This window comes from Gammaproteobacteria bacterium, assembly GCA_021648145.1.
In the GTDB taxonomy this organism is placed as follows: Bacteria; Pseudomonadota; Gammaproteobacteria; order JAADGQ01; family JAADGQ01; genus S141-38.
The window spans coordinates 20,156-39,941 of the sequence record JAKITI010000018.1; the positions used below are offsets into that span (position 1 = coordinate 20,156).

At 42.1% G+C, this 19,786-nt stretch carries 19 protein-coding genes; 1 reads left to right on the forward strand and 18 read right to left on the reverse strand.

From position 1 onward, the window contains the following. Positions 1-15: 15 nt before the first annotated feature. On the reverse strand, positions 16-1,764 hold the full coding sequence (locus L3J70_10905) for a DEAD/DEAH box helicase (GenBank protein MCF6236859.1): 1,749 nt from the start codon (positions 1,762-1,764) through the stop codon (positions 16-18). Positions 1,765-1,948: 184 nt separating this feature from the next. On the opposite strand from L3J70_10905, the gene tcdA reads away from it, so the two are divergent. Beyond that, positions 1,949-2,749 (forward strand): tRNA cyclic N6-threonylcarbamoyladenosine(37) synthase TcdA, encoded by an 801-nt coding sequence (gene tcdA / locus L3J70_10910; GenBank protein MCF6236860.1) that lies wholly within the window; start codon positions 1,949-1,951, stop codon positions 2,747-2,749. A gap of 2 nt (positions 2,750-2,751) precedes the next feature. On the opposite strand, the gene lpxB is transcribed toward tcdA, so the two are convergent. The 17 genes from lpxB to dnaB all read right to left on the reverse strand — a co-directional run bounded on the left by lpxB (position 2,752) and on the right by dnaB (position 19,671). Further along, positions 2,752-3,891: a lipid-A-disaccharide synthase gene (gene lpxB, locus L3J70_10915; protein ID MCF6236861.1), complete on the reverse strand. Its 1,140-nt coding sequence runs from the start codon at positions 3,889-3,891 to the stop codon at positions 2,752-2,754. A 1-nt stretch (position 3,892) separates the two neighbouring features. Continuing rightward, positions 3,893-4,663, reverse strand: a complete 771-nt coding sequence (gene lpxA, locus L3J70_10920; protein MCF6236862.1) for an acyl-ACP--UDP-N-acetylglucosamine O-acyltransferase — start codon at positions 4,661-4,663, stop codon at positions 3,893-3,895. 2 nt (positions 4,664-4,665) lie between these two features. Beyond that, the gene (fabZ, locus tag L3J70_10925) at positions 4,666-5,049 is read right to left on the reverse strand and encodes a 3-hydroxyacyl-ACP dehydratase FabZ (GenBank protein ID MCF6236863.1); all 384 of its coding nucleotides are present in this window, start codon (positions 5,047-5,049) and stop codon (positions 4,666-4,668) included. A gap of 120 nt (positions 5,050-5,169) precedes the next feature. Then, complete coding sequence (gene lpxD / locus L3J70_10930; GenBank protein MCF6236864.1) at positions 5,170-6,210, reverse strand: UDP-3-O-(3-hydroxymyristoyl)glucosamine N-acyltransferase; 1,041 nt, start codon at positions 6,208-6,210, stop codon at positions 5,170-5,172. 25 nt (positions 6,211-6,235) lie between these two features. Continuing rightward, entirely contained in the window at positions 6,236-6,742 is a 507-nt protein-coding gene (locus tag L3J70_10935) for an OmpH family outer membrane protein (GenBank protein ID MCF6236865.1), read from the reverse strand. A 30-nt stretch (positions 6,743-6,772) separates the two neighbouring features. After that, on the reverse strand, positions 6,773-9,058 hold the full coding sequence (bamA, locus tag L3J70_10940) for an outer membrane protein assembly factor BamA (protein MCF6236866.1): 2,286 nt from the start codon (positions 9,056-9,058) through the stop codon (positions 6,773-6,775). Between the two features lie 9 nt (positions 9,059-9,067). Beyond that, positions 9,068-10,420, reverse strand: a complete 1,353-nt coding sequence (gene rseP, locus L3J70_10945) for an RIP metalloprotease RseP (protein ID MCF6236867.1) — start codon at positions 10,418-10,420, stop codon at positions 9,068-9,070. A 7-nt stretch (positions 10,421-10,427) separates the two neighbouring features. Continuing rightward, a complete protein-coding gene (ispC, locus tag L3J70_10950; GenBank protein MCF6236868.1) occupies positions 10,428-11,609 on the reverse strand; it encodes a 1-deoxy-D-xylulose-5-phosphate reductoisomerase in 1,182 nt (393 codons plus the stop codon). Further along, positions 11,606-12,430: a phosphatidate cytidylyltransferase gene (locus tag L3J70_10955; GenBank protein MCF6236869.1), complete on the reverse strand. Its 825-nt coding sequence runs from the start codon at positions 12,428-12,430 to the stop codon at positions 11,606-11,608. The genes ispC and L3J70_10955 overlap by 4 nt, the downstream gene beginning before the upstream one ends. Continuing rightward, positions 12,424-13,164: an isoprenyl transferase gene (locus tag L3J70_10960; protein MCF6236870.1), complete on the reverse strand. Its 741-nt coding sequence runs from the start codon at positions 13,162-13,164 to the stop codon at positions 12,424-12,426. Before L3J70_10960 ends, L3J70_10955 begins: the two co-directional genes overlap by 7 nt. Positions 13,165-13,202: 38 nt before the next feature. After that, positions 13,203-13,760: a ribosome recycling factor gene (gene frr, locus L3J70_10965; GenBank protein MCF6236871.1), complete on the reverse strand. Its 558-nt coding sequence runs from the start codon at positions 13,758-13,760 to the stop codon at positions 13,203-13,205. 15 nt (positions 13,761-13,775) lie between these two features. Then, on the reverse strand, positions 13,776-14,489 hold the full coding sequence (gene pyrH, locus L3J70_10970) for a UMP kinase (protein MCF6236872.1): 714 nt from the start codon (positions 14,487-14,489) through the stop codon (positions 13,776-13,778). Positions 14,490-14,493: 4 nt separating this feature from the next. After that, a complete protein-coding gene (gene tsf / locus L3J70_10975; GenBank protein ID MCF6236873.1) occupies positions 14,494-15,375 on the reverse strand; it encodes a translation elongation factor Ts in 882 nt (293 codons plus the stop codon). Between the two features lie 123 nt (positions 15,376-15,498). After that, the gene (gene rpsB / locus L3J70_10980; protein ID MCF6236874.1) at positions 15,499-16,248 is read right to left on the reverse strand and encodes a 30S ribosomal protein S2; all 750 of its coding nucleotides are present in this window, start codon (positions 16,246-16,248) and stop codon (positions 15,499-15,501) included. A gap of 253 nt (positions 16,249-16,501) precedes the next feature. Next, a complete protein-coding gene (locus L3J70_10985; protein MCF6236875.1) occupies positions 16,502-16,873 on the reverse strand; it encodes an HPF/RaiA family ribosome-associated protein in 372 nt (123 codons plus the stop codon). Positions 16,874-17,200: 327 nt separating this feature from the next. Continuing rightward, positions 17,201-18,292 (reverse strand): alanine racemase, encoded by a 1,092-nt coding sequence (gene alr, locus L3J70_10990; protein MCF6236876.1) that lies wholly within the window; start codon positions 18,290-18,292, stop codon positions 17,201-17,203. Next, entirely contained in the window at positions 18,289-19,671 is a 1,383-nt protein-coding gene (gene dnaB, locus L3J70_10995) for a replicative DNA helicase (GenBank protein MCF6236877.1), read from the reverse strand. Before dnaB ends, alr begins: the two co-directional genes overlap by 4 nt. Positions 19,672-19,786 lie beyond the last annotated feature (115 nt).

Here is a 19,786-nt window from a genome sequence, read left to right on the forward strand (position 1 = left end):
CTTAATCTGAATTAATTAATCACGTGAAAATTTCAGTGTCTTTTTAGGTTTTTTCTTAAACCCCCGATCACCTCTGTCACTCCGCCCGCCTCCGCCGGCAGCCTCACTAATATTCAGCTTACGTCCACAGACGTGAACATTTTTTAGTTGCTGGAAAGTATTGCTGGGGATTCCAGAAGGTAAATCAATAAGACTATAACTGTCATGCAACTTTATGTGACCAATATCTCTGCTATCAATGCCCGCTTCATTCGCAATTGCACCGACAATATTTTTCACCTGAACATCATGGTCACGGCCAACTTCGATGCGATAACTCTGCATTCCTTCCGCAGGGCCTGAACGTTTATTCCGACGTTGTGGCTTATTATCGCGCCCGAAATCACGATCATTTCCACCACGCTCCCTATCCCTAGAAGGCCTTTCGCTTGGTATTTCTGATGGTTTAGCATTTAAAGGACGATCTTTTTGAACCATATAAGCTAATGCGGCAGCAACCTCATTAGAGCTGATATCATGCTCATTTTGATACTGTTCTACCAACTCTTCAAAAAAACCAAGCTCTTCGGCTTCGATCACTTCACTGATTTTTTCTTTGAATTGAGTAATTCTTCGATTCACCAAATCTTCACGCGTTGGCATCTTCATCAGTGTAATTGTTTGGCGTGTCGCACGTTCAATTGAGCGCAACATGCGTTTTTCACGAGGAGAAACAAATAAAATTGCGGTACCTTTGCGACCCGCACGACCTGTGCGGCCAATACGATGTACATAGGCTTCAGTATCGTATGGAATATCGTAGTTTATAACATGGCTAATGCGCTCAACATCCAGCCCACGTGCCACAACGTCTGTCGCTACCAGAATATCCAATGAGCCTTTTTTTAATCGGTTGACTGTTTTTTCACGTAACGCCTGATTCATATCACCATTCAATGCTGAGCTAGAATAACCACGCGCTTCCAGCTTTTCGGCAAGTTCCAGTGTTGCATTTTTGGTACGTACAAAAACAATCATGGCATCAAACTCTTCAACTTCAAGAATTCGAGTTAATGCATCCAGTTTATGAAAACCCGTCACCTGCCAATAGTGCTGCGTGATCGTATCCACTGTCGCAGATTTAGATTTAATTTTAATTTCAATGGGATTATTGAGGTGGCGCTGCGCTATTTTTCGGATGACTGGCGGCATGGTGGCAGAAAACAGCGCCACTTGACGCGTTTCCGGAGTTTGCTCAAGAATCCATTCAACATCATCAATGAAACCCATTTTTAACATTTCGTCCGCTTCGTCCAATACAAGCGCACTCAGCTTATCTAGTTTCAGTGTACTGCGACGCAAATGATCCATCACTCGACCGGGTGTGCCGACCACGACGTGCACACCTCGTTGCAGTTGGCGCAATTGCACACTCATACTTTGTCCACCATAGATAGGCATGACATGAAAGCCTTTCATATGCCTGGCATAAGTTTGAAACGCTTCAGCCACTTGAATTGCTAGTTCACGCGTCGGTGCTAATACTAATACTTGTGGTTTTTTTAGAGAGAGATCAATGTTATTCAACATCGGTAAAGCAAATGCGGCTGTTTTTCCTGTGCCAGTTTGAGCTTGCCCAACCATATCACGCCCCTCCAATAGAGGGGGAATACTTTCAGCCTGAATAGGTGACGGTGTTTCATAACCAACATCTTTAATCACTTTTAAAATGGCAGCAGAAAGCGCTAATTGATCGAAAGAAACAGGAACAGCATTTGATGACATGGGAGCCTCTGGAGTAGACGAGATATTGAATAACCCCATCCCAAATCAGACTCGACTGAACAGATAGAGCATTTATAAAAACGATGGATTATACGCTATATCTCTACTGTTTTGTGGATCAAATTGAGATAAAAGTTTTGTGCTAAAATCTGCTCCCTTTGAACTACTTGGAATTTGAATATAAATGCAGCCCGCTGTAGATGAATACAACCAACGCTTTGGTAATCTTTTTCGCCTGTATGGCTCTGAAGCTGAAGAGCTGCTCAAAGGGATGCATATCTGTGTGGTCGGTTTAGGCGGCGTAGGTTCATGGGCAGTAGAAGCACTGGCGCGTACGGGCGTTGGTCAGATTACACTTATTGATTTCGATGTTATTCGTCCATCCAATACCAATCGACAACTTCAAGCGCTTACAAATAATATCAACCGGAAAAAATTTGAGGTACTTGTTGAACGAGTTGCGGGTATTAATCCAGAGTGCCAGTGCTACCCTATTGATGATTTTTTGACATTTCGAACACTTGAGGATTTTTTATCCAAAGAGCGAGAGTATGATTATGTGATTGATGCGATTGATAACGTCAAATTCAAAGCTGCAATGATCAATCACTGCAAGCGAAATAAAATTCCACTGGTAACAACAGGGGGTGCTGGTGGTGCAAGTGATCCCACACAAGTTTCTGTTGATGACCTCAGCCGCACCTTTCACGATCCACTGGCCTCTAAAGTACGCTCTGAGCTGCGTAGCAAGTATGGATTTAGTCGGGATAAAAAACGAAAATTTGGTATTGAATGTATATTTTGCACGCAACAACGCGTCTATCCAAGAGATGATGGTTCTGTCAGCCATCAAAAGCCTGGCATCAAAGGAGTATCACTTGACTGCCAATTTGGTTATGGGTCAGTCAGTTTTGTGACCGCTACGTTTGGTTTTATCGCAGCTTCAAGAGCGATTAATAAGTCACTTGATAGAAAGATTAAATAATTTCAGGTGGGCTGCAACAACTCTATAACTGCATCCGCAGCTCGTTCATTTGCTTCCTGTTTTAGTGCGTGATGTATTTCAATAAATTTGTTTTTCAGATCCACCCCTATTTCGGGGTTCTCAAAAAAACGCAATACACCTTGGCATAAATTTTCGGGTGTTGCTTCATCTTGTATGTATTCCTCAATAATGGGATGACCTGCCAATAAATTAGGCAATGAGTAATAAGGAATTCTAAGCAATCGTTTCGCAAGCCAATATGTTAGAGGCGCAAGCTTATAGGCCACAACAATGGGCCGCTTCAAGAGCAATGCTTCCAGTGTTACGGTACCTGACGCTGCCATAACAATATCAGCCGCTTCCATTAAGCGCCGAGATTTTCCATCAATGACTGTGACGGGCAAGTCAGAAGCGACGGTCTGTTTAATTTCATCAAATAATTTTCGTGTTTCAAGTGTCACCAATGCAACGGCAAAATGCAAATTCATTCGCTGCTTTCTACATAGTTGTGCAGCCTGGATAAACGTACCTGCAAGCCTCTCAATTTCACCTACACGACTTCCAGGCATCAATGCAATAATTTCACCATTCATAGGTAAACCCAGCTCATTACGGGCTGCTTTTTGATCGGGTTTCATTGGAATCATTTCAGCCAATGGATGCCCTACAAATCGTACCGGCACGTTATGCTTGTGATAATAGTCCGCCTCAAAAGGAAACAGCGCCAACATCATATCCACCGCTTTTGAAATTTTTCGCAACCGATATTGCCGCCATGCCCATACTGAAGGGCTGACATAATGAATGGTCGGGATTCCAGCTTTCTTGAGTTTGAGTTCAAGCCCTAAATTAAAATCTGGCGCATCAATACCAATAAAAAGATCGGGAGGATGATCAATAAAGCGCTGAGCCAATTCTGAGCGAATGCCCCGGAGTTCTAAATATTTTTTGAGACTAATCAGCCCCATTACTGCCAGCTTTTCTGAGGGATAAAGAGCTTTGCATCCTTGTTCGACCATTAACGGCCCTGCAATCCCTTCAAATTCAACATCAGGCAAGCGTTGATTAAGTGCTTGAATTAATCCGGCACCTAATAAGTCGCCAGAAGCTTCACCAACAACAACTCCAACACGCAACGCCAAATTATCGAATCACTCCGCGCTTCGCCTGTTTAATGAAGTCAACTAGTACTCGCAATGATTCGTTCTTCTCTGCTTCAGGCTCAAGCTGAGCAAGCGCCTCTTTTTTTGTCAAGCCTGACCTGAATAACGTTTTATACGCTGAGCGCAGCAATTTGATTGTTTCAGGCGTAAATCCATTTCGCTTAAGTCCTTCAGTATTGAGCCCATGTGATTTGGCCATGTGTCCTGAAACCATTAGGTATGGAGGAATATCTTTAGGAACAACACTCCCCATCGCAGTAAAGGCATAGGCACCTACGGAGCAAAATTGATGAATCAGGGTTGCTCCCCCCAAGATCACATAATCATCAATCGTGACATGCCCTGCCAAAGTTGCATTATTAGCGAGAACAGTATTGTTACCCACACGGCAATCATGAGCAATATGTACGTAAGCCATAATCCAGTTGTTATTGCCAATATGGGTGATGCCACCACACTGAACTGTTCCTCGATTAATGGTGCAAAATTCACGGATAACATTGCCATCGCCAATTTTTAACCAGGTATCTTCACCTGCATATTTTTTATCTTGAGGGGCTTCACCAACGGCCGCAAAAGAGTATATTTTATTATTTTTTCCAATACGAGTGGGTCCCTTAACCACAGCATGAGAACACACACAGCTTCCCGCGCCAATCTCAACATCAGCACCAATAACAGCAAAAGGTTCAATGGTGACTCCATCTGCTATTTTGGCAGAGGGGTCAATAATTGCTCGTGAATCAATCAAAATCAGACTTCTCTATCTGCGCACATTAATGTTGCACAGCAGACCAGTTTGCCATCAACATGAGCTTCGCCACTAAATTTCCAGACCCCTTTTACAGTCCGCAAGACTTTAACCTCAAGATGTAATTGATCTCCAGGTTTAACTGGCAGTTTAAAACGTGCTTTATCAATGCCAACAAAATAATAGAGAGATTTTTCCGTAGGGCGTGAATTTGTTGTACGAAATGCAAGAATACCGGTTGCTTGTGCGAGCGCTTCAAGTACGAGTACACCTGGCATTACAGGACGGTGCGGAAAATGACCTTGAAAATAGGGTTCATTATATGAAACATTTTTAATTGCGGTCAGATAGTCGCCCTCTTCACACTCAAGCACTTTATCAACCATTAAAAAAGGGTAGCGGTGCGGAAGATGTTGCAATATTTCGTAGATGTCCAAAGTACTCAAGTGACAACCTCTAACTTAAATTAAAATTATTTGTTTAATTATATACTCAACAACGCCATGTTATTGTGAGCGCAAACTCATTTCCAATTTGGCAATACGGCGAGCCATATCATCAAGCTGCTTCATTCTTAGGTAGTTTTTTCGCCATGAGTCACTTTCATCAAGCGGTGTTCCAGATGAATAAATCCCAGGCTTTTTGATCGACTTTGTCACCAATGACATCGCAGTCACCTGAACTTCGTCAACTATTTCCAGATGACCCAGAATACCGACCCCACCGCCAATAGCACAATTTTTACCTATACGGGCACTTCCAGCAACCCCTGTACAAGCCGCAATTGCAGTATGCGCACCAATACAGACATTGTGCGCAATTTGAATTTGATTATCCAGTTTGACACCCTCTTCGAGAATCGTATCGCCCAGAGCCCCACGATCAATGGTCGTATTTGCACCAATTTCAACGTCATCATAAATACGAACTGCACCCAATTGAGGAACCTTAACCCAATGATTTTGCTCCTTGGCAATCCCAAAACCATCAGCCCCAATAACGACTCCAGGGTGAATTAATATACGATTCCCTAAACTCGACTGATAACAAATGGTGATATGAGCCACCAGATGACAATCTTCGCCGATTACAACCTCGTCTTCAAGTATACAGCCTGAACCGATGATGCTGTTGGCTCCAACCACCACCCCAGCTTCGACAACACACTGAGCACCAATCCAGGCACTTTCATCTATGGATGCATCTGGGCTGACAACTGCGCTCGGATGAATGCCCGACTCCATAGCCACCAGTGGAAAAAGCAGAGCAGCTGTGCGTGCGTACCCCAAATAAGGATCATCAATAATTAAACAATCAACGGGACAGTTTTGACTGTCCCGAGGCGAAACAATAACTGCGGAAGCTTCTGTGGATTTTAAAAACTTACGATACCGTGTATTCGCAAGAAAAGTAATATCACCCTCTGAAGCGGCCTCTAATGTTGCAACATTAGAGATTAAACGGTCGCTATTGCCCTTGAGCTCAGCACCGATACTGTTTGCAATCACACTCAAACTTAAAGTGGTCGCTTTCCTTTTATTTGCCATGATTGTCTTCCTGCCATCAAGAGCATTATTTTTTCAGACGACTCAATACCTTATCACTAATATCCATACTTTCATTAAAATAAACGACACCACTTTCTGAAAATATCAAGTCATAATTTTCTTCTTTTGCCATGGTATTAATAACATTCATCACTTTAGACTGTACTTCCTGTAATACCTCATTGCGACGAATATTTAAGTCTTCATTATATTCCTCTTCATTCCTGCGAAGATCACGCTGTTGATTCATAATGTCACGCTCCAGAACTTTACGCTCACTTGAAGACATCAATGCACCATCACGAACCAGTTTCTCTTCAAGTTTTTTCAATTTGGCTTGTTCTGTAATCAACTTATCTTTTTTAGGTGAAAATTCGCTCTGCCATGCATCCATCGCTTCTTTTGTTTGAGGTGCTTCGTCAAGAATTTTTAATGAATTAACAAATCCGACTTTAATATCCGCTGCCATAACGCCAAGGGGCAACAACATAACAAACAAAATTGTGATTAGTTTATTGTTTATCTCTTTCACTATCATTCTCCACGCTTTATAAAATCTGGATTAGAAAAAAGTACCGAATGAAAATTGAAATCTTTCAATTTTATCACCAGTGTTATCATTTAAAGGTTTTGCCCAGCTAAATGTCATAGGTGCCATTGGGGTGTACCATATCATGGAAATACCTACAGAATGACGCATTTCATCCACATCAAAATCTTTATAATCTGGAAATACATTTCCGACATCAAAAAAAGCGCTCAAACGAACCGATTTACTTTTCTCTTCCATGAAAGGAGGCGGGAAAATCAATTCAATATTACCCACCGCTTTGAAGGCTCCGCCTAGAGCTCTATCTTTAACCTCATCACGAGGCCCTAATGTATTGGCCTTAAAACCACGAATTGAAAAACCACCACCGGCATAATAGTTTTCAAAAAATGGCAGCGCAGTCGTTTTACCATAGCGATCACCATACCCCACTTCCCCTTTGACGAATAACGTTAATGACTCATTTAATGGAAAGTAGTGTGATTGGCGTGCTGAAAGTTTGTAAAAGCGTAATCCACTGCCTGGCAACGCAGCTTCTGCAGATAAGCGTAACAGACCGCCTTCATCGGCAAATATTGCACGGTTACGTGTATCATGACTCCAGCTGGTCGATAAACGGAAAATATTGAACGTATTGCTATTGTCACTTAAAAAATCACGATATTCCTGCGATGCATCATCGTCTGTAAATATGCTTGTACGTTCAGCGCCCAGTTCCACACGAGCCGTATCATACTCATTCAACGGGAAGCCATAACTGACACTGCCACCATAACTATTCGACGTATAGCCCGATATATTCACTTGACCGACATCGGTCTTTCGTGAAAACAACCGAAAGCCCCTGCTCACACCATCTAACGTATAGTATGGGTCAGTATAGCCAAAGCTATAAACTGTTCTTGCCACACTTCGATCAATATTGGTGCTAACACGCTTTCCTGTGCCCAGAAAGTTATTTTCACTAATACTGGCATTTAATAAAATACCGGCATCACCTGAATATGAAATACCCGCTATAAAATTCCCAGAGCGCCGTTCAACGACATTGTAATTGACATCGACCTGGTTAGAAGAACCCGCAACAACAGGGGTTTCTACATTGACATCATCAAAAAACCCCAGCCGCTGCAAACGTATACGAGAGCGATTCACTTTTTGAGTTGAAAGCCATCCTCCCTCCATTTGTCGCATTTCACGTCGCAACACTTCGTCATTAGTTTTCTGATTGCCTGTAATATTAATTTTTCTTACGTAAATACGCTTTCCCGGATCAATAAAAAAAGTAATATCCACACGCTTGTTTGTTTTGTCAATGTCAGGAATTGGGTTGATATTGGCAAATGCATAACCCACCTCCCCCAAGCGTTCACTTAACTGAGCATTACTCATCGTAATCATCTGACGAGAAAATATATCGCCAGGCGCTATAGAGAGCAGTGATTTCAACTCCTCTTCAGGCATAATCAAATCACCTGAAAATTTTACATCTCCAACCGTATATTGATCACCTTCACTGATATTAATGCTAATAAATATATCTTCTTTTTCAGGAGTAATTGAGACTTGTGAAGAGTCAATACTAAAGTTTATATAACCACGATCCAGATAATAGGAACGTAAAGTTTCCAGATCAGCCCTTAATTTTTGTTGGGCATAACTATCATTATTGGTAAAAAAAGAGAAAAACGTAGGGGGAGATAAATTAAATTGATCTTTAAGTACTTCATCATCAAATACTTCATTACCAACAATAGTAATCCGTTTGATTTTAGCGACATCGCCTTCATTAATTTCAATCTTAATATTCACCCGGCTGCGTTCAAGTTCTTCAACTGAAGATTTGATCTTAACCCCGTACTTGCCTTGACTAAAATACTGGCGTTGTAGCTCCAGCTCAATTTTATCAAGCAGTGCGCTATTGAAAATCCGACTTTTTTCCAAGCCGATATGTTTTAAAGCATCGGTTAATTGCTCTGTACTGATATCATCGTTACCTGATATTTCGATATCTGAAATTGAGGGTCGCTCTACAACGGTAACAATCAGTGTATTTTCAGATTGTTCCAAAGTAATATCCTGAAAAAAACCTGTTTTAAAAAGCGACTGAATTGCACTCACAGACCCAGTTTCATCAAGTGTATCGCCAACACTTAACGATAAATAGTTATAAACAGATCCTTCAGAAATTCGCTGCAGTCCTTCTGTGCGTATATCTTTAATAGTAAAAGAAGAAAATGCCCATGCTGACTGACTTGAAAAAAGCCCTAATAGAACAAAAAAAAACAGTCGTTGCATATCTATTATTTATCCCAGCAAACGTTCAATATCGTTATAAAAAGCAAGAAACATTAAGCTAATAAGCAAAACCATGCCCAACTTTTGCCCCAACAGTTGAGCACCATCCGAGAGTGGCGCGCCTTTAAAAAACTCAATCACATAAAAAAACAGATGCCCCCCATCAAGTATAGGAATGGGAAGTAGATTTAATACTGCCAAACTAATACTGATAAGCGCAAGAAACATCAAAAATGAGATTAAACCTACATTGGCACTATAGCCAGCATATTGTGCAATAGTGACCGGGCCACTAATGTTATCCAGTGATACCTCTCCTACCACCATTTTACCTAACATGCGGAATGTAAGCGCTGTCATGTCCCAGGTTTTTATTGTCGCTTTCCATAGTGCCTCCAGAGGATTGTAACTCACAATACGTTCCAGATCAGAGAATAACCCTTCTGGAATTTGGACTCCAGCGCCAATACGACCAATACCACCCTCAATAGTTTTTGGCCGAATATTTTTCGTTATTACAACACCATCTCGTTCAAGTTCAACGATAATATCCTGATCGGGGTGCGCCCGCACCAGTGTGACCCATGCACTCCAGTCCTCAATAGGCTGACTATTCGCGTTTAATATTTTGTCGCCGGATAAAAAGCCTGATAATTCGGCCGCCCCACCTTTTTCAATTTCACCCAATATTGCGGGGACAGCTGGGCGATAAGGTATTAGCCCCAATTGCGTCAACACACTGTCTTCACTCAGTTTGTCAATAGAGACCGTGCTCATATCAAGTAAACGTACCATGGAACGGTGATCCATATCGGAAACCTGGATGGCTATCGTTCCGGCATCCATAGAGTGCCCCAGCAATGCCACCATAACGGTTTCCCATGTCGCAGTTTGTTCGCTATCAACGGCTATTATTTCATCCCCTGACTGAAAGCCCGATAACTGTGCCGCTGAAGCAGGTTCGACCTCACCGACAATAGGCTTGATACCAGGAACACCCAGAATAAATACAAGCCAATAGAGTAAAACTGCAAAAATAAAATTAAAAAGAGGCCCCGCAAATACAATAGCAAAACGACTGCCCAGAGGCTGACGATTAAAAGCTTTGTGCCGCTCAGAAGAAGCCACTTCGCCATCATCCCGTTCATCCAGCATTTTAACGTAACCGCCTAACGGAATCGCGGCAATCACATATTCAACACCATCACGCCGCCATGAATACAGTGGCTTACCAAAACCAATGGAAAAGCGCAATACTTTAACGCCTAACTTACGTGCAACCCAAAAGTGTCCAAATTCATGAACAGTAATTAATATTGCCAGTACAACAATAAAATAGAAAATAGAAGAGACAATAGCCATTATATTTTTAGTGAGATAATTTTTTTATCACGTCATTTGCAAGTTCCCGAGCTATTTTGTCATCCGACAAAATAACATCCAGGGTCGAAGCTTCATGGTAAGAGAGTTCATCCAGTACTGTTTGGTTCACTTTTGCGATACCAATAAATGAAAGCTGCTCATCCAAAAAGGCTTGCACAGCCACTTCATTGGCTGCATTTAAAATAGTGCTTGATGTACCCCCCCGCTTCGCAGTATCAAATGCAAGCTTGAGACAAGGAAAGCGTACAAAATCAGGGGATTCAAAATCCAGAGTTGCAATATCAAAGAGATTGAGTGGTTGAACACCTGCGTCAATACGCTTGGGCCATGATAATGCATGAGCAATGGGGGTGCGCATATCTGGGCTGCCTAACTGCGCCAACACTGAACCATCAAGGTACTCAACCATTGAATGAATCACACTTTGTGGGTGCACAACAACCTGAATCTGTTCGGGTTCGGCATCAAATAACCAGCACGCTTCAATGACTTCCAGCCCTTTATTCATCATCGTAGCTGAATCCACTGAAATTTTACGGCCCATGCTCCAGTTTGGATGAGCACATGCCTGCGCTGGTGTGACATTTTTTAACTTATCAAGCGAAGTTTTTCTGAATGGCCCACCTGACGCTGTTAATAAAATACGACGAACACCGTTTGCATTGAGCCCGTCACTAAAGTCGGAAGGTAAACACTGAAAAATTGCGTTATGCTCGCTATCAATGGGTAAGAGTTCAGCACTGTATTTTTTCACTTCATTCATGAAAAGACGGCCTGACATCACTAATGCTTCTTTATTTGCCAATAAAATACGTTTGCCTGATCTTGCCGCCGCCAATGCAGGCAATAAACCCGCTGCACCGACAATGCCTGCGACAACACAATCAGTCTGGTCTAACGATGAAACATATTCCAGGCCTTCAACACCTGCTAGTACTTTTGTTTCGCCTCTACATTTTTTCAGGTGCACTTCCAGCTTTTCAGCTTCATCAGGCAGAGCCATCACAGCGTATTCTGGCTGAAAATCATTGCATAACTTAAGCATACTTTTAACATTACGGTGTGCCGTCAGAGCAACCACATGATATTGGTCTTTGTGCCGCGCCAAAACATCCAGCGTACTACCGCCGATGGAACCCGTTGCCCCCAACACAGTCACTCCGATCATGAAATAAAATCTCCGGCAAGCAGTCCAAGTAAAAATAGAGGAGCCGCCGCCGTTAAACTATCAATTCGGTCAAGTACGCCCCCATGCCCGGGCAGTATTGTTCCACTGTCTTTCACGCCTGCTCGCCTTTTAAACATACTCTCTAGCAAATCACCTTCAACAGAGAAAAGTACGATCACGATGCATAGCAAAACAAATAGCAGCAATTTAATCGCTTCATACTCAAATAATAGCCCCCCGCCAATCACTGCGGCTATTGCTACAAAAACCAACCCCCCAATAACACCCTCCCAACTTTTCCCAGGGCTGACGTGAGGTGCAAGCTTGTTTTTGCCCCAGCGTCGCCCGGAAAAATAAGCCCCTGAATCTGCAATCCAGATGAGTGACATAACAAAAAGCAGGTATTCTGCACCTTGTTCACTTTTATGTATCATTGTTAAGGCCACCCAACATGGCACTAAAACTAAAATACCAACAAGACCATTCACCCATAAGATGGGGGTATGCTGTTCATTTTCACGAAAACGAAACACCCAAACCAATGCAACTAACCACCAAAATAAAGCAACCCACAGAATCAATTTTAGTCCTGCTGGATATTGAGCAATGCAGGCTGCAGCTGCAAGAAAAATGATAACAACTCCAACATAAGCTGCACGTTGTATCGTTTTTTTCAGATTAATGAGAGCCGCCCATTCCCATGCCCCTATTGAAACAATGAGTAAAAGGATTAAGGAAAGGTACAGAGTCGGTAGAGCGAAAATCCCAAAAATAACAAGAGGAATTAAAATTGCAGCAGTTAAAAGGCGCTGTTTTAACATGATTGGTCTTGCTCCACCTGCTCACCCGTGCGCCCAAAGCGTCGTTGCCGACTAGAGAAATAATCCAGCGCCTGATTAAACTCTGCTTCATTAAAATCAGGCCACAGTGTTTCAGTAAAATAGAGCTCGGTGTAGGCAAGTTGCCATAATAAAAAATTACTGATTCGTTGTTCTCCACCCGTACGGATAAATAGATCCGGTTCAGGATATTCATGGAGAGCGAGCCCCGATGAAAACATTTCTTGATCAATATCAGAAGAATTTATTTCGCCTGCTGCTGCACGCGCCGCCAATTGACGAGCAGCATTTAAAATATCCCAACGCCCCCCATAATTAGCAGCAATAGCAACTGTTAAGCCACTATTGTTTTCCGTAATATTTTCTGCGTCAGCTATTTTTTTCTGAAGTTTTGGTGAAAATGCAGTTCTATCACCAATCACTTTGAGGAGAGCATTTTGTTTATCGAGTTTCTTCGTATCACGCGTCAAAACAATCGAAAAAAGATCCATTAAGCGGCTCACTTCTTTTTCAGGTCGCTTCCAGTTTTCACTACTAAAGGCAAAAAGGGTGAGCACTTCAATTTTTTTATCAATGCATGATTGAATAATTTTTCGTACTGTTTCAGCACCGGAGCTATGCCCTGCAATACGAGGCATCAACCGCTTTTTAGCCCAGCGCCCATTACCATCCATTATGATTGCAACATGGCGAGGCATTTTTTTTGGGACAATCATATCGGAGCTACTCATTTATGAACGGTCATAAAGAAAAATTAGATTTCCATCAGCTCTTTTTCTTTAATACTTAGCACCTCATCCACTTTCGCAATAAATTTATCGGTCAATTTTTGAATATCATCCTGAGCTTTGCGCTCTTCGTCTTCAGAGATTTCTTTCTCTTTCTCAAGCTCACGAATATCCGAAATCGCATCGCGACGGATATTACGCACAGCCACACGCATTGATTCTGTCTCACTGCGTACAACTTTAATGAGTTCTTTACGGCGCTCTTCAGTCAATGGCGGCAATGGAATACGAATCAAATTGCCCGTTGAAGAAGGGTTTAAACCTAACCCTGAATCTATAATTGCCTTTTCAATCGGAGCCACTAAGGTTTTTTCCCAGGGTGTGACCGCTAAAGTACGTGCATCTGAAACCGAAACTGTTGCAGCCTGACTCAGTGGCACTTCATTGCCGTAATACGAAACTGTAATTTTATCCAGCAAGCTAGTATGAGCGCGCCCTGTTCGAATTTTAGACAGATTATCTTTTAATGCATCTACCGTTTTATTCATACGGGTTGTTGCATCGCTTTTAATATCATTAATCACTACGCTTTTTCCCTTCTATTCTACCAATGTCCCCTCGTCACGACCAGTGACAGCACGCAATAATGCGCCAGGAGTATTCAAGTTAAAAATACGCAACGGCATATTGTGGTCACGACATAATACAACAGCCGTTGTATCCATCACACTCAATTTCTGCTCAATCACTTCGTCATAGGTCAGGTGTGGGTAAAATACGGCATCATTGTGTTTAACAGGGTCGGCTGAATATACACCATCCACTTTAGTGGCTTTAAGTACAATATTTGCCCCGATTTCAATACCACGTAAACTCGCAGCAGAGTCGGTTGTAAAAAAAGGATTCCCCGTTCCTGCTGCAAAAATTACGATTCGACCTTTTTCCAGATGCCTGACAGCTCGGCGTTGAATATAGTCTTCACATACTTCATTAATTTTAAGTGCAGACATGACTCGTGCCTGAGCACCTAATGCTTCCAACTTATCTTGCAATACCAGCGCATTCATGACTGTTGCGAGCATTCCCATGTGGTCGGCGGAAACACGATCAAAACCACCCGCAGCTAACCCACTCCCTCGAAAAATATTACCACCACCGACAACAATGGCAATTTCAATGCCTTTTTGACTGAGTTCAAAAACTTCCATGCAAATACGCCGTACAACATCAGAGTCAATCCCATGATCCCCATCCCCCATCAGCGCTTCACCACTGAGTTTTAACAAAATGCGTTTAGGCAGAGCGTTAGACATTAAATTAAGCTCCTTTAACCTGAGCCATTACTTCTTCCGCAAAATTGTCTACTTTCTTCTCAATGCCTTCGCCCACTTCAAAACGAATAAAAGAAGTCACATTTGCATTTGACTCTTTCAAAAGTTTTTCTACTGTAACATCTGGGTTTTTCACAAATGACTGACCCAGCAAGGTAATTTCAGCCAGATATTTACGAATACGACCCGCAATCATTTTTTCAATAATTTCAGGAGGCTTGCCACTTTCAGAAGCCTGTGCAGAGAAAATTTCTTTTTCTTTTTCAATCAGATCACTAGAAACATCATCGACTGAAATAGCCGTCGGATTGATTGCTGCGATATGCATAGCAACATCTTTTGCCAATGCGGCATTACCACCATTTTCCAGACTAACCAATACACCAATGCGTTCACCATGCAAATATTGGCCAATCACACCGTTTTCAGTGGATACAGACTCGTAACGACGCACATTAATATTTTCGCCAATTTTAGCAATAAGAGCCTGACGCGCCTTATCAACAGTTAAATCACCTAAAGGCATAACCAATAATGCATCAAGATCTGCTGGATTATTAGCCAATGCTTGCTCAGAAAGTTCCTTCGTAAAGCTAATGAAGTCTTCAGACTTTGTAACAAAATCTGTTTCGCAGTTCACTTCAATAATGATAGACCTTTTATCATCATCAGTTGACCTCATGATAATGCAACCTTCGGCAGCAGTGCGACCCGCCTTTTTATCCGCTTTGGCCATACCTGTTTTACGCATTAACTCAATTGCTGCCTCAATATCTCCATTGGTTTCAACAAGTGTTTTTTTACACTCCATCATGCCTGAGCCTGTTCGTTCACGCAGCTCTTTTACCAATGCAGCAGTAATACCCATTTCATGTCACCTTAAATTTAATTTAACCAGATTTTATATAGATTAAAAAAGCCTCCAAACACTACTGTGTTCCAAGGCTTTTTATTGCAAACATATTTAGTTATTGAATGTTAACAGAGTTAATCAATCTTTCGCTTTTTTTGATGTATTCACTTCAACATATTCATCACCTGCACTTGCGCTATTTGATGAAGCGTTTTTCCCATCCAGTATCGCGTCAGACATACCACCAACATAAAGCTGAATAGCACGAATCGCATCATCGTTCCCTGGGATAATATAATCCACCCCTTCAGGCGCACTATTAGTATCAACAACAGCAACAACAGGAATACCTAACTTATTTGCTTCACTGATTGCAATATTTTCATAACCTACATCAACAACAAACAGTGCATCAGGCATGGCTGCCATATTTTTGATACCGCCAAGGCTACGCTCTAGCTTCTCCATTTCACGAGACATTTTAAGGCGCTCTTTTTTATTTACTGCCTCCATGGTGCCTTCGTCACTCATTGCCTCAAGCTCTTTCAAACGCTTAATTGATTTTTTGACGGTACGAAAATTGGTTAGCATACCACCCAACCAACGGTGGTTGACATAAGGCATATCACAACGCATTGCTTCTTCCTTAATGGAAATCTGAGCCGCACGTTTTGTACCAACAAATAAAACCTTTCCACGCTTTGCAGAAATTTTCCCGAGAAAATTGGCTGCATCTTTATACAATGGCAGTGTTTTTTCCAGATTGATAATGTGAATTTTAGAACGCTCACCAAAAATGTAGGGAGCCATTTTAGGGTTCCAAAAACGGGTTTGATGACCAAAGTGTACCCCACACTCCAGCATAGAACGCATTGTTACGTCTGACATAATTACTCCAAATTTTAAAAGGGTTAAGCCTCCACGCACCCCATAAACCCAACCTCTGATCTATCACGTAGATCAAAAGCACCCTGAGTTATGTGTCGATGCATGTGTGTAGTTCGTGCCTTATAAAAAGTTTTTGCACGGGCGCGATTTATACCACAATATGCTTAGGAACTGCAAACAAAAAACGCTTTACTGACCAATGCGATCAGTAAAGCGTATACGTTAACTTTAAAGAATTATTTCGCGACCGTTCCTAAGCAGGGTATCCTGGCATAACATCTTCGCCTGTAATTAAATGCTCAGGTATTCTTTTATTCTGGCGCTGCTTATCGACGTAAGACTGCAATTGTCTGCGCACCGCATCAAAAGCATCCCTGATAGCAATTTGCAAATCTTCGTGTGACTCTCTCTTAACCACAAGCTCCGCTCCTGGCACAGTCATATCAATGCGCACATTATGCAACACACCATTTTGGTGGTGACGATGTGGCTTTTCTACCAAAATTCGACACCCCATAATTTTATCGTAAAAAACTTCGAGCTTGGCCATTTTACTACGAATTGTATTATCTGCGGCTTTTGATAAAGAAATATTACGAGAAGTAACTTGAAGCGGTATTTTCATAACAATCTCCTGTTAATTTGGGCAAAGAAACTACCCGAACAAAATACTTTAAAGCATTGATTAATAAATTTTAAAAAGTGAACTAATATAAAGAGACTCAACCGAAAAGTTGAAGTATTATTAAGACAGATGCAATGACAAGAAAGAGCGAACGATAAATTAAAACCACAACACCCCCTTACCAACACAGATCGGGTGTAGTGTGGTATACGATATTTTAGTCGCTTGAAATCAGGCAAATTCAACATCCTTCTGAAACACATTATCTAACTGCATCACTACAAACAAGAAGCCTTAAATTCCTTTGCTTCTGAGTTTATTAAAACACTAATGCTTTACCTCGTCCACTATTTTTAACGGTACTCGTGGAGAAATCCCACAGAGCAATTCATATGAAATCGTTTCAGCACTCTCTGCAATTTCATCTACAGGCAGGCCATCGCCCCAAAGTACCACAAGGTCACCGACCTTGGCACTTTTGATGGAACGCAAATCAATCATTATCATGTCCATCGAAACACGACCAACCAATCTGGCTTGGCAACCATTCACTAAAACGGGGGTGCCAACAGCAGCATGACGGGGGTAACCATCCCCGTACCCAACGGCGACCACTCCAATTTGCATATTTTCAGGGCAAGACCACGCAGAGCCATAACCAATACTCTCCCCTTTTTTGTATTGATTCACCGCGATGAGGCGTGAGCACAATGTCATAACAGGTTTTAAACCCAACTGGTTCGCACTCTTATTCAGTAAAGGCGACGCACCATACAGCATGATGCCAGGCCTCACCCAATCCATATGTGTGGATGGCCACCCGAGTATGCCAGCAGAGTTAGCAATACTTTTTTCGGCTTTAATGCTTTTACTTATTAAGTTAAACAACTCTAATTGCTGAATTGTTACGGTACTTGACGGGTCATCAGCACAGGCAAGGTGAGTCATCAATCGAGTATTATCATTTACATTTTTACATTGAGCCAATCGCATCCAGGTGGATTGAAGCCGTTCCGGCGGAAAACCCAGACGATGCATTCCAGAATCCATTTTCAACCAAACAGTCACAGGGGTTTTCAGGTTCACAGTTTCAAGGATTTTTAACTGTGAAACATGATGAATCACAACTTCAAATTTCTCTTGAGCGATAACAGACAGCTCATCTGCATCAAAAAAACCTTCGAGCAATACAATAGGGTGAACAATGCCTTCATTTCGAAGTACCAGTGCTTCTTCAACTGAAGCAACACCAAAACTATCAGCTTCCGTTAAGGTCTGTGCAACATGCAGAGCCCCATGCCCATAAGCATTCGCCTTAACAATAGCCATGATTTTACACTCAGGAGCCGCCTCACGAACACGAGATAAATTTGAACGGAGCGCTGAAAGATTAATACGTGCTTGAACTGCACGCGTCACGCGTAATCCTCACCGCTATATGAGTCGGGAACAAAATTTTCAAAGCGAGTATATTTCCCAAGAAAAGTGAGCCTTATTTTGCCTATAGGCCCATTACGCTGTTTGCCGATAATAATTTCAGCCGTCCCTTTGTCAGGGCTATCATCATTATAAACTTCATCACGATAAATAAAGACAATCACATCTGCATCCTGCTCAATCGCACCCGACTCACGTAGGTCTGACATGATAGGACGCTTATTGGGTCGCTGCTCCAGACTGCGATTCAATTGCGACAGTGCAATCACAGGAACATTCAGCTCTTTGGCCAAACCTTTCAATGAGCGAGAAATTTCAGATATTTCTGCTGTACGATTATCTGACTTGCCATTCACCTGCATCAACTGAAGATAGTCAATCACAATCATCCCGAGATTATGTTCACGCTTTAAACGACGCGCTTTGGCTCGTAATTCAGTGGGAGTTAACGCAGGACTATCATCAATAAAAATTGGAACTTCGGCCAACATACCAACAGCAGATGTTAAACGTGGCCAATCGTCATCTTCCAACTTTCCAGAGCGAATTTTATGCTGATCAATGCGTCCCAAAGAAGACATCATACGCATCGCCAACTGCTCACCTGGCATTTCCATACTGAAAATAGCGACAGGAATATTGTGCTTGATTGCAGCATTCTCAGCCAGATTGACTGCGAATGTTGTTTTACCCATGGATGGCCTGCCAGCAACTATCACCAAATCAGAAGGCTGCAAACCTGAAGTCATCTCATCAAAATCAGCAAATCCTGATGAAATTCCTGTAATTGGGTTATCTTGTTGAAACAACAAGTCAATACGATCGACTGCTTTAACTAATAGATCTTTGATCGCAACGAAACCACGTCCGCCACGATTGCCTTGGTCGGCAATCTCAAAAACCAGTTTTTCGGCATTATCCAGCAGCTCGCTATAACTTCGTCCTTCAGTATTGAAAGCACTGTCACCAATATCTGTCGCAACTCGAATCAGTTGCCGCAGAATTGAGCGCTCACGAACGATATCTGCATATGCCTTAATATTCGCTGCACTCGGCGTGTTTTTTACCAAAGAACCTAAATAAGATAGCCCCCCCGCCTCTTCAATTTCACCTAAACTTTCAAGGCGTTCAGAAATGGTAATAACATCAAAAGGGGTGTTGGATTCACTAAGGCTAGCAATACAGCTAAAGATCAAACGATGATCCTGACGATAAAAATCCTGATCAATCAACAGGTCAGCCACTTGATCCCAGCGACTGTTCTCAAGCATCAGGCCGCCAAGCACTGATTGTTCCGCCTCTATAGAGTGTGGTGGAACTTTTAATGCTTCAGTTGCGGGATCAGAATACTCAGAGTTCATATTTTATTTATACGCCCAAAACACTCGAACAACACACCCTATCAACCGATGACATACTCAACAACACCATGAATAGTAAAATTATGGCCTTGCTGAGCATAGCGTTTCAAACTTA